The organism is Streptomyces sp. NPDC088733, from assembly GCF_044751185.1.
Lineage (GTDB): Bacteria > Actinomycetota > Actinomycetes > Streptomycetales > Streptomycetaceae > Actinacidiphila.
Genome location: NZ_JBIVLH010000027.1, coordinates 35,575 through 48,620, shown reverse-complemented (window position 1 = coordinate 48,620; position 13,046 = coordinate 35,575). Strand labels below are relative to the sequence as shown.

Sequence of the window (13,046 nt, the reverse complement as noted above, 5' to 3'; positions counted from 1 at the left end):
CTAGTGCCGGTGGCGGCCTTTCGCAGATGCGAAAGGCCGCAGGTCAGCCCGGGTACGGCAGTGGCGTCAGGCGCCACCGAGCGTGACGGTCAGGGCGTCCGTGTCTTCGGCCTCGCGGGAGAACACGACCGTCTCCCCGTTCCGGCTGAGGACCGTGCGGGAGAGGACGGCGACGAAGTCGCCGTTCTTGTCCCGCATGGCGAGGGTGTAGGTGATCGGCGAGGAGGTCTGCGTGCGCCCGCGGGTGACCCAGGTCCGAAGGCCCATTGTTGCCAGGTCCTTCTGCAGTTGGGCGGCGTCGGCCGTCTGCGCGGCACTGGCGCGGACGGTGATCCTGACGGCGTCGCCCTGCTCGCGGTCCAGGGTGTAGGCAGCGGTGCTGATGTTGGTGAGCGGGCTGTCGGCCGGTCGGGGGGAGGCGTCGCGGGACGCCGTGACGCGGGGCGTGCGGTCGGCCGAAACCGTCGTGGACAGCTGAAAGGCGGTGAACGCCCCGACCGCTGCCGTGGCCACCGCGAGGGGCGTCGCGATGCGGACGAGGAGGCGGCGCCGCGTGCCCGGGCCGCGGGACAGCCGCAGCCAACTGGCCGTCAGGTGTTCCTCGTGCTGGCGTCGGCGGCCCGGCGGGAAGTCCCGTTCGGCCGGGGCCGGAAGCATCCGGCGCAGTGCCTGCAGGTCGTCGTGGTCCAGGTCCCTGTTCATCGCTTCTTCCTCCCGTTCAGCAGGACCACGTCCGCTCGGTCGCCCGGCGCCGGCTGCCGGTCGCCGGCTCCGGTCGCCCTGGCCGGGCCGGTGCTCTTCTCCGTGAGTTTCTCCAGGCGCCGCCGGGCCCGCGACAGCCGGGAGCCGACGGTACCGACCGGCACGCCCAGGGCCTCGGCCGCGCCCTCGTAGTCCAGCCCGCCCCACACGCACAGGGCCAGGACGTCCCTGTCGGCCCGTGGCAGGCGGTTGACGACGTCCATGGCCGCCGCGATCCGGTCCTGGTCGTCCAGCCGGCCCACCACCTCGTCGGCGAGATCCGGCACCAGCTGGATCGCGGGCAGCCGCCTCATCAGCCGCTGATTCCTCCAGGCCACCCGTCGGTGCCGGTGGACCACGCGGGTCGCGACACCCAGCAGCCAGGGCAGCAGGGTGCCGCCCTGCCGGTCCACTTTCGCCCGGGATCGCCATGCCTCGAGGAACACCAGCGACGTGCAGTCGTCCGCCGCCGCCCAGTCGCCCGTCAGACGGAAGCAGTAGTTGTAGACCGAGGTGGCGTGCTCACGGAACAGCACGCCGAAAGCGCCCTCGTCACCCGCCCGTATCCGAGCCCGGAAATCGTCGTCCATACCCATCTCTGCCTCGCCGGACAGCACCCCTTCCCATGATGTGGCTCACACGCGGGTCGTCCCGCGAGGCGGTGCGTCGTGGAGCTCACCGTACGTCCGGCCGCTCGCGGCCGATCACCCCGGACTCAGCCCATCGGGCCGAAGTCGCGCGGTCCGCTCGCCCTCCCGGCCAGGGGGTAGGTCGTGTGGCACTTCTTGTTGATGTCCTCGAGCCGCGGGTCGTGGAACCACTGGGAGCGGGTGTCGATGACCTCGCCGCCGTACTTGCCGTCCGGGTCGGGGTAGTCCGTCAGTCCTGCCGCGCGCATGCACTTGGCGAACGCGAAGTCCTGTTCCAGTTCCTCGGCGGTGGGGAGCTGGGCGTGGAACTTCTCCGGCAGGAACGGTGAGCAGGCGCGGAAGGCCGCCTTGCCCTTGGCGGTCGGCGGGTAGTCGACGGTGAACTCCGGAGTGGCCGGATCCGGGATGTCGACGCCGTTGCTCCGCATGCACCGCGCGTATTTCGTGCCCGTCGCCTCGCTCCGGTCCTTGAAGGTCGGGACGGCTGAAGGGGCTGAAGTGCTCGGGGCGGGCGCGGTGGCGGTGCCGGGCGCGGACGGGGCCGCGACCTGGGCGGTGGGAATGGTCCGGTCGGCGCTGTCCGCGGACGGGCCGCCGGCGCACGCGGCCAGGGCCGCGAGGCCCGTGGTCACCATGCAGGCCACCGTCAGTGATGTACGACTTCTCAAGGCTCTGTCTTCCTCGTCTTCCTCGTGTCCGGGTCCGGCGCGAGAGCGGCCGTTCGGCATCCCGTACTGCCGCCCGGCAGCGGCGCCTTCCCGTGACGCGCCTCACACGGCGCCGACGGGCGCCCCTGTGACGCAGACCACTGCAAGGCGTCCGGGCCCCGGTGGCAGTACGGCGTGAACGAGCCATGAGGACAGTCATGAGGAGCAGCACATGAGGCACAGCGCCACGGCGGTCGGCGGCCGCCGCAGCGAGCCGTCGGGACGGTCCCGTGGGTAGGCGCTCGCAGCCGCGGAGCAGGCGGCCCCTGCTGGTGGCCGTGGCGGTGGTGGTGGCCGGCGCGGCGGTCGCGGTGGCGGTCGTCGGCATCCGCACCGGGAACCGGGCGCCCGCGCCCTCCCGGAAACTCGCGGTCGCCACCGCCGTGGTGACCCGGCAGACCCTGACGCAGACCGCGACAGCACCCGGGACGCTGGGCTTCGCCCACCCGGTCCAGGTCAGCAACAGGCTCGCGGGAACGTACACCGCGCTGCCGGCCGTCGGCGCGACCGTCGCCCGGGGGCAGCGGCTCTTCGCCGTGGACGACCGCCCGGTGACCCTGCTGTACGGGCTCCTGCCGGCCTACCGGGAGTTGAAGGCCGGCGTGGTGGGGGACGACGTGCTGGAGCTGGAGCAGAACCTCGCCGGTCTCGGCTACGGCGGTTTCACGGTGGACAGCACGTTCTCCGCCAAGACCGGGGCCGCCGTCCGGCGGTGGCAGAAGGACACCGGGCAGGAGGTGACCGGCGCCGTGGCCCTGGGACAGGTGGTGTTCCTGCCCGGGCCCTCCCGGGTGAGCGACGAGAAGGTCTCCACCGGTGACGCGGCGGTCGCCGGACAGCAGGTGATGGCCGCCACCGACACCACCCGGACGGTGCGCACGCAGCTGAAACTGGCCGACAAGCCGCTGGCCGTCCCCGGCAGCAGGATCAAGGTGACGCTGCCCGACGGCTCGACGGTGCCGGCGACCGTGGCCATGGCGGCTTCGGGCTCGGCCGCCGGCGGCGGCACCGGTACGGGTGCCGACCCGGGCGAGGCGGACGCGGGACCCGCCGGGGACCCGACCGTGCAGGTCCTGGTCGCGCTGTCCGGTGCCGGGGCGCAGCGGGCCGCCGCACCGTTCGACGGCGCCGGCGTGGAGGTCACGTTCACCGCCCTGGTGCACCGGAACGTCCTGGCGGTACCGGTGGAGGCCTTGGTGGCACTGGCCGACGGCGGGTACGGCCTGCAGGTCGTGGACGGCACCACGTCGACGTATGTGCCGGTCACCACCGGGATGTTCGCCTCCGGCAAGGTGGAGGTCTCCGGTCCCGGCATCAGGGCCGGATCCAGGGTCGGGGTGCCGCAGTGACCCCCATGGTCCGCCTGGAGCGGGTCACCAAGGTGTATCCCGGGGACGTCACCGCCGTGGACGAGGTGTCCATGACGATCGACCGCGGCGAACTGCTGGCCGTCGTCGGGCCGTCCGGCTCGGGGAAGTCGACCATGCTGCATCTGCTGGGCACCCTGGACCTGCCGACCCGCGGACGGGTCGAGATCGACGGGCACGACGTACGGCGGCTGCCGGACCGGCAGTTGTCGGCGCTGCGGGCCCGCCGGATCGGCTTCGTCTTCCAGCAGTTCCACCTCGCGCCGGGACTGTCCGCCGTGGACAACGTCAGTGACGGGCTGCTGTACGCGGGGGTCGGCACGGCACGCCGCCGCCGGATGGCGGAGGCGGCGCTGCACCGGGTGGGCCTCGGCCACCGGCTCGGCCACCGGCCGCAGCAGATGTCCGGCGGCGAACGGCAGCGCGTGGCCATCGCCCGCGCGGTGATGGGCGACCCCGCCCTGCTGCTCTGCGACGAGCCCACGGGAAATCTCGACACCGCGTCCGGGGAGGGGGTGCTCGCGCTGCTCACGGAACTGCAGCGGAGCGGCACCACGATCGTCGTCATCACCCACGACCAGGGCATCGCCCGGAGCCTGCCGCGCCAGGTCCGCATGCGCGACGGCCGGATCGTCCCGGACAGCGGGCCGGGGCGGGCGCATGCGGAGGCACGGACATGACCACACCCCTGCGCCCCGCGCGGATGCGACCGCGGGACGTGGTCCGCGTCGGCAGCGTGGGCCTGCGCACCAGACCGCTGCGGGCGTTCCTGTCCGCGCTCGGCATCGCCATCGGCATCGCGGCGATGGTGGCCGTGGTGGCCGTCTCCGCCTCGTCGCGAGCCGGCCTGGACCGGTTGCTGGCACAACTGGGCACCAACCTCCTCACCGTCCAGCCGGGACAGGGCCTCGACGGGCGGCAGAGCAGCCTCCCCGAGCAGGCCGTGGGGATGATCGGGCGGATCGGACCGGTGACCGGCGTCTCCGCGGTCGGCCGGATCGAGGGCGCCAAGGTCTACCGTTCCGACAAGGTCCCCCCGCAGGAGAGCGGCGGGCTGGCCCTGTACGCGGCGCGCACCGATCTGCCGGCGACGGTCGGGGCCACCGTCCGCTCCGGGACCTGGCTCAACGCGGCGACCTCCCGGTACCCGGCCGCGGTGCTCGGCTCCGTGGCCGCGCGGCGGCTCGGCCTTGCCGCCCCCGACGCCGGGATCCAGATCTTCGTCGCCGGCACGTGGTACAGCGTCATCGGCATCCTCGACCCCGTCACGCTGGCCCCCGAACTCGACACGGCGGTGCTGGTGGGCTGGCCCGACGCCCAGCAGCGGCTCGGCTTCGACGGGCACCCCACCACCATCTACACCCGCGCCCTGGACGACCAGGTCGACGCGGTCCGCGGCGTGCTCGCGCGGACCGCCAACCCCGAGAACCCCTTCGAGGTCTCCGTCTCCCGGCCTTCCGACGCGTTGGCGGCGAAACAGGCCGGCGACAGGACCTTCGGCGCCCTGCTGCTCGCCCTCGGCGCGGTCGCGCTGCTGGTCGGCGGGGTGGGAGTGGCCAACACCATGGTCATCTCGGTGCTGGAGCGGCGGTCCGAGATCGGCCTGCGCCGGGCCCTGGGCGCGACCAGGGGGCAGATCCGCCTGCAGTTCCTGTCCGAATCACTCCTGCTGTCGGGCCTCGGCGGCGGCGGGGGCATCCTCCTGGGCGCCGCGGCGACCTCGGGCTTCGCCGTCACCCAGCACTGGCCCTCGGTCATCCCCCTGTGGACACTGGCGGCGGCCTTCGCCGCCACGCAGGTCATCGGCGGCCTGGCCGGCCTCTACCCGGCCCTCCGGGCCAGCAGGCTCCCGCCGACCGAGGCGCTCGGCTCCACCTGACGCCCGGGGGCGCCGGGCGGCGCTCCGCGGACGGACCTCGCGGAGCGCCGCCGGAGCCCGGCGTTCGCGGACGGCCGCCCGATGCCCGGGGAACCCCTGCGCAGGGGGTCACTAGGCTCGCGCCATGTCCACCGATCTCGGTTTCACCTGCTCGCACTGCGGCGAACACCATGCGGAACTCCCCATGGGCTACTCGACCATGGCCCCCGACGCCTGGGATCGCCGCTTCGAGGGTGATCCCGACAGCATGCTCTCCTCCGACCAGTGCGTGATCAAGGGTCAGCACTTCTTCGTCAGGGGCCTGATCGAGATACCGGTGATCGGCGGCCAGGACGTCTTCTCCTGGGGCGTCTGGGTTTCCCTGAGCAGGGACAACTTCGCCCGCGCCCTCGAGGTGTGGGACACGGAGGGCCGCGAGGCCGAGCCGCCGTCGTTCGGCTGGCTCAGCACGGAGCTCGCGCTCTACTCCCCCGGCACCACCAATCTGAAGACCCACGTCCACACGCGACCGATCGGCCGGCGGCCCTTCGTCGAGCTGGAGCCCACCAGCCATCCGCTCGCCGTCGAACAGCGCACCGGGATCAGCCGGGAGCGGGTGCGGGAGATCGCCATGGCCGTGCTGCATCCGTCCTGAGCCACCCCGGGCGAAGGCCGCACCGAAGTCGTCCAGCGCACGGGGTGTGGCCGATCGGGCCACGTATCCCCGACCGCATGCCCCGCCGCCCGAAACCACCGCGCCCGTCGGCGCCGGCGGTCCGGGCCGCTACGTCCCGGCGGGGCGCCCTTCGGCTCCGGGGACGTGGGCTTCACCCGGGGCACGGACCGGCACCTGCACGAACCCTTGTGGCACCGTCGGCGGCGCGTCGTTTGCCCGCACTCCAATAGGAGCATATGCTCATAATTATCAACCGAGGCTGCCCACGGCCTGCGCCCGGGCCGTCGACCGACCTCCGAAGGAGACTGGACATGCCCGATCCGGACACCGGGAACGCCGCCACCCAGGGGCTGAGCTACTACCCGTGGTGGCTCGACAACCTGGCCGCCGACGCCACCCTCGAAGGCGCGGCGATGAACGGCACGGCACGTGGCGCGGAGGCCGTGCGCGCCATCGTGGTCAAGGCCCGCGAGCTGTACGAGTTCCAGGACTTCGGCTTCACCGGCGACTTCGGCGACGACGGCTTCCTCGAGATCTACGACGCCTCGGTCCAAGGCGAGCCGCTGAAGGTCGTCGTGACGGTGGTCCGCAACGCCGCCGGGCAGGCCCAGGATCTCGCGGTGCTCCACCGGCCGCGCACTGCGCTGCTGCGCTTCTCCCGTCTGATGCACGAGAAGTTCGCCGGCACCCCGCTCGCGGAGCACTTCCTCGCCGACGAGGCCGGCCGATGACCGCCGGCCGTCGCGTGCTCCTGTCCGGCGCCGGCGGCGTGAGCCGCGTGGTCTTCGACCATGTGCGTGCCCACGGCATACCGGTGCGTGTCATGGTCCGCCGCGAGGACGAGCGTTCGGCCGCGTTGCGGGAGCTCGGCGCGGAGATCGTCGTCGGCGATCTGACGCGGCCCGAGACCGTGGCGGCCGCCCTCGAAGGCGTGTCGCGCATGTACTTCGCCATGCGCGTGTCGCCCGATCACCTCCTGGCGGCCACCGTGGTGGCCTCGGTGGCACGGGAGTACGGCGAACTGGACGCCCTGGTCGACCTCTCGCAGATGACGGTGTCGCAGATGACGGCGACCAGCACCGGCGAGTCCCACCAGCAGCGGCTGCACTGGCTGGCCGAGCAGGTGCTGGACTGGTCGGCCCTGCCCGTGGTCCACATCCGGCCGACCTCGTTCCTGGACAACCCGCTGTTCACCGCACTCGCGGCGCGGACCATCCAGGAGAACGGCACCATCGCGCTGCCGTTCGGCGCAGGACGCACCTCACCGGTGTCCGTGGACGACGTCGCCCGCGTGATCGCCACGGTGCTGCGCGATCCGGCTCCGCACATCGGGCAGGTGCACGAACTCACCGGTCTTCGCTCGGTCGACATGCACGAGCTGGCCGCGGAGTTCTCGCGTGCGCTGGGCCGCACGGTGTCCTACGTGGACGTGCCGCAGGAGCGGTGGGAGACCGAAGTCCTGGCCAAGGTGGGCCTGCCGCCGCACATCGAGCGCCACATCGCGGCCATGGGCCGACTGCACCGGGAGAACCGCTACGACCGCACCTCCGACGGTGTCGAGCAGGTGACCGGCACCGCTCCCCAGTCGATCGAGGCGTTCGTGGCCGCCCGGAAGGACTTCTACCTGGGCTGAGCGACTTCGGCCCCGCTCACCCACATGTCCGGCCTGCCTCAAGCGCCTTGAAGCAGGCCGGACGTCTGCCGGGGTACGGCTGCACGAGCGCGGCGCCCGGCCGGACACCGCCGGCCGGTGAACGGCGCCTGGAACCCCATCACCCCGTCCTCGAGGAGGCACACCATGTCGAACACGGAAAGCGGCAACGACCAGGGACTCGGCTACTACCCGTGGTGGCTGGACAAGCCGGCCGACAACGTCACCGGCCAGGGCTCGTTCATCGACAACGGCCCGATCCAGGGCCCGGAGGCCGTGCGCGCGGTGGTGACGGCCGCCCGCGGGCTCTACGAGTTCCAGGACTTCGCGTACACCGGCGACTACGGCGACAACGGCTTCATCGAGGAGTACCGCACCCAGGTGAAGGGCGAGCCCCTCCACGTCGTCGTCACGGTCGCCCGGAACGCCGCGGGCGAGTGCGAGAAGCTCGTCGTCAACCACCGGCCGCGCAACGCGATGCTGCTCTTCTCGCGCGAGATGCACCGGGAGTTCGCCGGCACATCCCTCGCGGAGCACTTCCTCGCCGACGGGTCCTGAGCCCCGCGCCTACTCGGCCCAGGGGGTGAAACCGGTGTGGAGGACGGCTTCGAGGGCGGTGCGCAGCCGGGCGGCCTCGGCGTCGCCGAAGCTCTCCTCGAACCGGGTCTGCACCTCTCTCCACAGCGGCAGCGCCGCCTTCACGCGGGAGCGCCCGTCGGGCGTGAGCGTGACGATCCGCGCCCGGCGGTCGGCCGGCGAGGGCTCGACGGTGACCAGTCCCTCCCGGACCAGCGGCTTGAGGTTCGAGGCCATCGTCGTACGGTCCATGGCGATCACGTCGGCGAGGCCGGTGATCGTCATCTCGCCGAGCACGCTGAGCTTCTGCAGGATGCTGAACTGCGTGCCGCGCAGGCCCACCGGCGCCAGGGCCTTGTCGTAGGTCGCGCCGAGGTACCGCGCCGCTTTGCGCAGGGCCAGGCTGTTGCACGCGACGTCGTCGTCCGCGGGTGTGGCGGTCATCGTCCCCTCCAAACTCTGCCCTCCCACGATACGAGCAAATGCTCGCACATGGGAAACGGCGGGCGATGCCCGCCGGCCCGGGTGTATCGCCCGGCACCGGGCTCAGGGGCCCGCGGGCGTGAGGGGGTCCGCACTGCCCGTGCCGGGCGGGGGGCCCGGGAGCGGCGGGACGCCGGTGGCGCGCATGCCGTCGAAGACCAGGCGCAGGTAGCGGCGCCACAGGTGCGGCTGGGACGCGTGCAGGCGGGACGTGGTCTGCGGGATCCCGCTCATCATCAGCATGACGTCCTGGCCGGTGATGTCCGGGCGGACGGCTCCGTCCCGGCGCGCGCGGTCGGTCAGCGCGTCGGTGACAGCGGCCACCCTCTCCTGGCTCCTGCGCACTTCGGCGTGGTCGCGGGCCACCCCGTCGACGACCTGGCAGAAGGCGCGGTCCTCGACCTGGAGTTCGATCGCGGCGCTCATGAACTCGCACAGCGCGGGCCCGGGGTCCGCCGCCTGCGTCAGCCGCTCACCGGTCGCGGCGAGGGCGTGCATCTTCTCGGAGACGATCGCCGCGAGAAGGTCGCCCTTCGTGGGGAAGTGCCGGAACACGGTCCCCTTGCCGATCCCGGCCAGCCCCGCGATCTCGGCGACGGACACCTCGGCGCCCCGCTCGGCGAACGCCTTGGACGCCGCGCCGACCAGCAGTTTCCGGGTCCGTACGGCATCGCTGCGCATCGGTCTGGCCGCTGCCGGTTCCGTCATGGCGCCTCCTTCGTACCGCGGCGAGTCTAACTCAACCGGACCCATGGGTCAGTTTCACGGGAGCCGAACATGACCGTCCGGTCCGTTTGTGGCGCAGTTAACGTGACCGCCCGGTCCGCTTACGTGTTACGGTCAAGCTGACCACGCGGTCCGCTTGCGCCCCGGGCCCCCGGGCCCCCCGAGCGCCAGGAGCCGCGTCTTTAAGACGACGTCGCGTCCAGGAGCCCGTCTCCGCACCGACGTCTCCTCCTCCCGCACCGAGAGAACGCCCTGCCATGTCTGCACCCCGTCATCCGCATCCGCGCCGCTGGGCGGCACTGCTCTTCATCTCGATCGCCCAGCTGATGGTGTTCCTGGACAGCGCGGTCATGAACATCGCGCTCCCCTCCGCACAGCACGCCCTGCACTTCTCCGACGGCGGCCGCCAGTGGGTCATCACCGCCTACGGGCTGGCCTTCGGCGGTCTGCTCATCCTCGGCGGCCGCCTGGGCGACCTGCTCGGCCGCAAGCGCGCGTTCACCATCGGGCTGGTCGGCTTCGCCCTGGCGTCCGCGCTCGGCGGAGCCGCGAACGGCCTGGGCGTTCTGCTGATCGCCCGTGCCGGACAGGGTGTGTTCGGGGCCCTGCTCGCCCCCGCCGCGCTCGCCCTGATCTCGCTGACGTTCACCGACGCCAGGGAGCGGGCCAAGGCGTTCGGCATCTACGGTGCCATCGCCACCGCGGGCGGCGTGCTCGGCCTGGTGCTGGGCGGTGTGCTCACCGAGTACCTGAACTGGCGCTGGTCGATGTTCGTCAACATCCCGTTCGCCGTCGTCGGCATCGTCGGCGCGCTCACCGTGGTGCACGACGTCCCCGGCGCGGAACGGCGCGGCCGCATCGACCTGCCCGGCGCGATCCTGGCCACCCTCGGACTGGTCGCCCTGGTCTTCGGCTTCTCCGAGGCGGAGAGCCGCGGTTGGGGCTCGGGCCTCACCGTCGCCATGCTCGTCGGGAGCGCGGTGCTGCTCCTGGCCTTCCTGATCACGCAGGGCAGGATCGCGTCGCCGCTGCTCCCGTTGCACGTGCTGACCGAACGCAACCGGGCCGGCGCCTACGTCTCGGTGGCCTTCGGCGTGATGAGCATGTTCAGCATGTTCCTCTTCCTCAGCTACTACCTGCAGCTGGTCAAGGGCTACTCCCCCGTCGCGGCCGGTTTCGCGTTCGTGCCGCTGGGGGTCGCGCAGGGCGCCGGCTCCATGCTCCTGGGCACCCGGCTGTCCGCCAGGATGCGCCCCGGGCTGCTCATGGCCGGCGGCTACCTCGTCAGCGGCGTCGGCGTACTGCTGCTCGCCCTCCTGCACGAGCACAGCTCGTACGGCCTGCTCGCCGTCGCCGAGGTCATCACCGGCCTCGGCATCGGCACCGCTTTCATGCCCGCCATGAGCCTGGGCACCCACGGGGTCGCCCCGCAGGACGCGGGCGTCGCCTCCGCCATGGTCGGCACCTCCCAGCAGGTCGGCGGCTCGGTCGGAACGGCCCTGCTGAACACCGTCGCCGCGAGCTCCACCGCGGCCTATCTCGCCGCCCACCGCGGGCACGGCGGGGCGGCGACCCCCGCCGCACTGGTCCACGGTTTCAGCGTGGGGTTCTGGTGGGCGGCCGGATTCCTGGCCGTGGCCGCCCTGTTCTCCTTCTTCGCGGTGAACGCCCCCCGCCCGGAGCACGGTTCGGCCGCCGCCGGGGCCGAAGCCCTGGAAGCCCCCGCCCCCGTCCACTGACCCCGGGCGGCATCCGCCGGCGCCGTCCGCGCCGCGCACCCGCCCCCCCCCACCCCCGCACCCCCGCACCAGTCCGTCCCGGCAACCCGTGGCCCCGCCACGCCGGGCAACCAAGGGAGAAGCATGTCCAACCGCCTTCAGTCCAAGGTCGTCGTCGTCACCGGAGGCACCTCCGGCATGGGCGCCGCGTTCGCGAAGCGAGCCGCCTCCGAGGGGGCGACCGTGCTCATCGGCGCCCGCGACAGGGCACGCGGCGAGGCGACCGCGGCGGAGATCGCCCGCGAGGGCGGGAAGGCCCTGTTCGTCCCGACCGACGTCACAGTCGAGGAGGAGGTCGCCCACCTGGTCGACGTCGCCGTCACCGAATTCGGCGGCCTGCACGGTGCGTTCAACAACGCCGGCGGCGGCGACAGCCAGGGCGCGCTCCGCGACATCGACACGTCCTTCTGGAACCGTGTCATCGCCCTCAACCTGACCAGTGTCTTCCACAGCCTCACGTACGAGATCCCGGCGATCGTCGCCAGCGGCGGCGGTTCCGTCGTCAACAACGCCTCCGTGGTCGGCATGGTCGGCGACCCGGCCGCGGCCGCCTACGCGGCCGCCAAGCACGGAGTCGTGGGCCTGACCCGTTCCACGGCGCTCGAGGCCGCCAAGGACGGCGTACGGGTCAACGCCCTGGTGACCGGCCTGGTCAACACCCCGCTGTGGCAGGGCTTCACCAAGAGCAACCCGGCAGCCGCGAGCGCCCTCCTCGACCGGCAGCCGACCGGCCGCGCCGCCGACGAGTCGGAGATCGCCGCGTTCGCGACGTTCCTGCTCAGCGACGAGAGCCCGTTCATCACCGGCGCAGCGCTCGCCATCGACGGCGGCCTGACCGCCGGCTACTGAAAGGGCGTTCCCCACATGCACGCGATCCGCATCGAGAAGCACGGCGGCCCCGAGGTGATGACCTGGACCGAGCTGCCGGATCCGGTTCCGGGCCCCGGCGAGGTGCTCGTACGGCTGGCCGCCGCCGGTGTGAACTACATGGACACCGGCATCCGGCAGCACGGCGCCACCGGCTGGACCGCGCCACTGGTCCTGGGCGCGGAAGGCGAAGGCCGCGTCGTCGCCCTCGGCGAGGGCGTCGACGGGCCGGCGGTCGGCGACCGGGTGGCGTGGTACGACCACCAGGGCAGCTACGCCGAGTTGATCGCCCTGCCCGCCTCCTCGGTGGTGAAGGTCCCGGACGGCATCGCGGACGGGACGGCGGCCGCCGTGATGCTGCAGGGGATCACCGCACACCACATGGTCACGGAGACCTACCCGGTCGGCCCCGGCACCACGGCGGTGGTGCACGCCGCGGCGGGCGGCGTCGGCCTGCTGCTCACGCAGATGGCCAAGGCGCGCGGCGCCACCGTGATCGGGCTCGTCTCCCGTGAGGAGAAGGCGGCAACGGCGCGGGAGGCCGGCGCCGACCACGTCCTGGTGTGGTCCGGCGGCGGCTTCGAGGACCGGGTCAGGGACCTCACCGGCGGTGAGGGCGCCCACGTCGTCTACGACGGCGGCGGCACCCCGACGTTCCGGTCGTCCCAGCTCGCACTGCGCCCCCACGGGGTGCACGCCTTCTACGGCCCCATGATGGGAATCCCGTCCCTCAGGCCGACCGACCTGCGGCGCAGCGTCTTCCTGACGTACCCGGTGCTCAACGACCATGTGCCGACGCGTGAGGCACTGGTCCGGCGCACCGGCGAGATCTTCGCCATGGTGCGGGCGGGGAGGCTCGCACCGCTCGTCGGCGGTCGCTACCCGCTGCGGGAAGCGGCACGTGCCCACCGGGACATCGAGTCCCGCGGAACGGTCGGGAAGCTGCTGCTCATCCCCTAGGCCCGG

Annotated in this window: 15 protein-coding genes; 10 read left to right on the top strand and 5 right to left on the bottom strand. The window is 72.6% G+C overall.

Features of this window, described 5'->3' with window-relative positions; genetic code table 11:
- Nucleotides 1-66 precede the first annotated feature (66 nt).
- The 3 genes from ACIP64_RS34420 to ACIP64_RS34410 form a co-directional block, all read right to left on the bottom strand.
- Nucleotides 67-702 carry a hypothetical protein gene (locus ACIP64_RS34420; protein ID WP_401594724.1) on the bottom strand — a complete coding sequence of 212 codons (636 nt, stop codon included), beginning with the start codon at nucleotides 700-702 and terminating at the stop codon, nucleotides 67-69.
- Complete coding sequence (locus ACIP64_RS34415; RefSeq protein ID WP_401594721.1) at nucleotides 699-1,331, bottom strand: RNA polymerase sigma factor; 633 nt, start codon at nucleotides 1,329-1,331, stop codon at nucleotides 699-701. The genes ACIP64_RS34420 and ACIP64_RS34415 overlap by 4 nt, the downstream gene beginning before the upstream one ends.
- Before the next feature lie 125 nt (nucleotides 1,332-1,456).
- A complete protein-coding gene (locus ACIP64_RS34410) occupies nucleotides 1,457-2,026 on the bottom strand; it encodes a hypothetical protein (protein ID WP_401594719.1) in 570 nt (189 codons plus the stop codon).
- Between the two features lie 302 nt (nucleotides 2,027-2,328).
- Between ACIP64_RS34410 and ACIP64_RS34405 the strand changes: the two genes are divergently transcribed.
- The 7 genes from ACIP64_RS34405 to ACIP64_RS34375 all read left to right on the top strand — a co-directional run bounded on the left by ACIP64_RS34405 (nucleotide 2,329) and on the right by ACIP64_RS34375 (nucleotide 8,208).
- Entirely contained in the window at nucleotides 2,329-3,447 is a 1,119-nt protein-coding gene (locus tag ACIP64_RS34405; RefSeq protein WP_401594716.1) for a peptidoglycan-binding protein, read from the top strand.
- Between the two features lie 5 nt (nucleotides 3,448-3,452).
- Nucleotides 3,453-4,145, top strand: a complete 693-nt coding sequence (locus ACIP64_RS34400) for an ABC transporter ATP-binding protein (protein WP_401594937.1) — start codon at nucleotides 3,453-3,455, stop codon at nucleotides 4,143-4,145.
- On the top strand, nucleotides 4,142-5,344 hold the full coding sequence (locus ACIP64_RS34395; RefSeq protein WP_401594714.1) for an ABC transporter permease: 1,203 nt from the start codon (nucleotides 4,142-4,144) through the stop codon (nucleotides 5,342-5,344). The genes ACIP64_RS34400 and ACIP64_RS34395 overlap by 4 nt, the downstream gene beginning before the upstream one ends.
- A gap of 184 nt (nucleotides 5,345-5,528) precedes the next feature.
- Complete coding sequence (locus tag ACIP64_RS34390) at nucleotides 5,529-5,978, top strand: DUF2199 domain-containing protein (protein ID WP_401594935.1); 450 nt, start codon at nucleotides 5,529-5,531, stop codon at nucleotides 5,976-5,978.
- A 332-nt stretch (nucleotides 5,979-6,310) separates the two neighbouring features.
- On the top strand, nucleotides 6,311-6,730 hold the full coding sequence (locus tag ACIP64_RS34385; RefSeq protein ID WP_401594712.1) for a hypothetical protein: 420 nt from the start codon (nucleotides 6,311-6,313) through the stop codon (nucleotides 6,728-6,730).
- Entirely contained in the window at nucleotides 6,727-7,632 is a 906-nt protein-coding gene (locus tag ACIP64_RS34380; RefSeq protein ID WP_401594709.1) for an NAD(P)H-binding protein, read from the top strand. Before ACIP64_RS34385 ends, ACIP64_RS34380 begins: the two co-directional genes overlap by 4 nt.
- Before the next feature lie 165 nt (nucleotides 7,633-7,797).
- Entirely contained in the window at nucleotides 7,798-8,208 is a 411-nt protein-coding gene (locus tag ACIP64_RS34375) for a hypothetical protein (RefSeq protein WP_401594707.1), read from the top strand.
- A 9-nt stretch (nucleotides 8,209-8,217) separates the two neighbouring features.
- Here the strand turns inward: ACIP64_RS34375 and ACIP64_RS34370 are convergent, their stop codons facing one another.
- Together ACIP64_RS34370 and ACIP64_RS34365 are read right to left on the bottom strand one after the other, a co-directional pair.
- The gene (locus tag ACIP64_RS34370) at nucleotides 8,218-8,670 is read right to left on the bottom strand and encodes a MarR family winged helix-turn-helix transcriptional regulator (RefSeq protein WP_401594704.1); all 453 of its coding nucleotides are present in this window, start codon (nucleotides 8,668-8,670) and stop codon (nucleotides 8,218-8,220) included.
- A gap of 102 nt (nucleotides 8,671-8,772) precedes the next feature.
- A complete protein-coding gene (locus tag ACIP64_RS34365) occupies nucleotides 8,773-9,417 on the bottom strand; it encodes a TetR/AcrR family transcriptional regulator (protein WP_401594702.1) in 645 nt (214 codons plus the stop codon).
- Nucleotides 9,418-9,692: 275 nt separating this feature from the next.
- Between ACIP64_RS34365 and ACIP64_RS34360 the strand changes: the two genes are divergently transcribed.
- The 3 genes from ACIP64_RS34360 (at nucleotide 9,693) to ACIP64_RS34350 (ending at nucleotide 13,040) form a co-directional block, all read left to right on the top strand.
- Nucleotides 9,693-11,174 carry an MFS transporter gene (locus tag ACIP64_RS34360; RefSeq protein ID WP_401594699.1) on the top strand — a complete coding sequence of 494 codons (1,482 nt, stop codon included), beginning with the start codon at nucleotides 9,693-9,695 and terminating at the stop codon, nucleotides 11,172-11,174.
- Between the two features lie 123 nt (nucleotides 11,175-11,297).
- The gene (locus ACIP64_RS34355) at nucleotides 11,298-12,062 is read left to right on the top strand and encodes an SDR family NAD(P)-dependent oxidoreductase (protein WP_401594696.1); all 765 of its coding nucleotides are present in this window, start codon (nucleotides 11,298-11,300) and stop codon (nucleotides 12,060-12,062) included.
- A gap of 15 nt (nucleotides 12,063-12,077) precedes the next feature.
- The gene (locus ACIP64_RS34350) at nucleotides 12,078-13,040 is read left to right on the top strand and encodes a quinone oxidoreductase family protein (protein WP_401594693.1); all 963 of its coding nucleotides are present in this window, start codon (nucleotides 12,078-12,080) and stop codon (nucleotides 13,038-13,040) included.
- Nucleotides 13,041-13,046: the final 6 nt, after the last annotated feature.

What these genes read in the sequence shown, in the direction of transcription:
- ACIP64_RS34420 (WP_401594724.1), bottom strand. Translation starts at nt 702, where the DNA reads ATGAACAGGGACCTGGACCACGACGACCTGCAGGCACTGCGCCGGATG.
- ACIP64_RS34415 (WP_401594721.1), bottom strand. Translation starts at nt 1,331, where the DNA reads ATGGACGACGATTTCCGGGCTCGGATACGGGCGGGTGACGAGGGCGCT.
- ACIP64_RS34410 (WP_401594719.1), bottom strand. Translation starts at nt 2,026, where the DNA reads ATGGTGACCACGGGCCTCGCGGCCCTGGCCGCGTGCGCCGGCGGCCCG.
- ACIP64_RS34400 (WP_401594937.1), top strand. Translation starts at nt 3,453, where the DNA reads ATGGTCCGCCTGGAGCGGGTCACCAAGGTGTATCCCGGGGACGTCACC.
- ACIP64_RS34395 (WP_401594714.1), top strand. Translation starts at nt 4,142, where the DNA reads ATGACCACACCCCTGCGCCCCGCGCGGATGCGACCGCGGGACGTGGTC.
- ACIP64_RS34390 (WP_401594935.1), top strand. Translation starts at nt 5,529, where the DNA reads ATGGGCTACTCGACCATGGCCCCCGACGCCTGGGATCGCCGCTTCGAG.
- ACIP64_RS34385 (WP_401594712.1), top strand. Translation starts at nt 6,311, where the DNA reads ATGCCCGATCCGGACACCGGGAACGCCGCCACCCAGGGGCTGAGCTAC.
- ACIP64_RS34380 (WP_401594709.1), top strand. Translation starts at nt 6,727, where the DNA reads ATGACCGCCGGCCGTCGCGTGCTCCTGTCCGGCGCCGGCGGCGTGAGC.
- ACIP64_RS34375 (WP_401594707.1), top strand. Translation starts at nt 7,798, where the DNA reads ATGTCGAACACGGAAAGCGGCAACGACCAGGGACTCGGCTACTACCCG.
- ACIP64_RS34370 (WP_401594704.1), bottom strand. Translation starts at nt 8,670, where the DNA reads ATGACCGCCACACCCGCGGACGACGACGTCGCGTGCAACAGCCTGGCC.
- ACIP64_RS34365 (WP_401594702.1), bottom strand. Translation starts at nt 9,417, where the DNA reads ATGACGGAACCGGCAGCGGCCAGACCGATGCGCAGCGATGCCGTACGG.
- ACIP64_RS34360 (WP_401594699.1), top strand. Translation starts at nt 9,693, where the DNA reads ATGTCTGCACCCCGTCATCCGCATCCGCGCCGCTGGGCGGCACTGCTC.
- ACIP64_RS34355 (WP_401594696.1), top strand. Translation starts at nt 11,298, where the DNA reads ATGTCCAACCGCCTTCAGTCCAAGGTCGTCGTCGTCACCGGAGGCACC.
- ACIP64_RS34350 (WP_401594693.1), top strand. Translation starts at nt 12,078, where the DNA reads ATGCACGCGATCCGCATCGAGAAGCACGGCGGCCCCGAGGTGATGACC.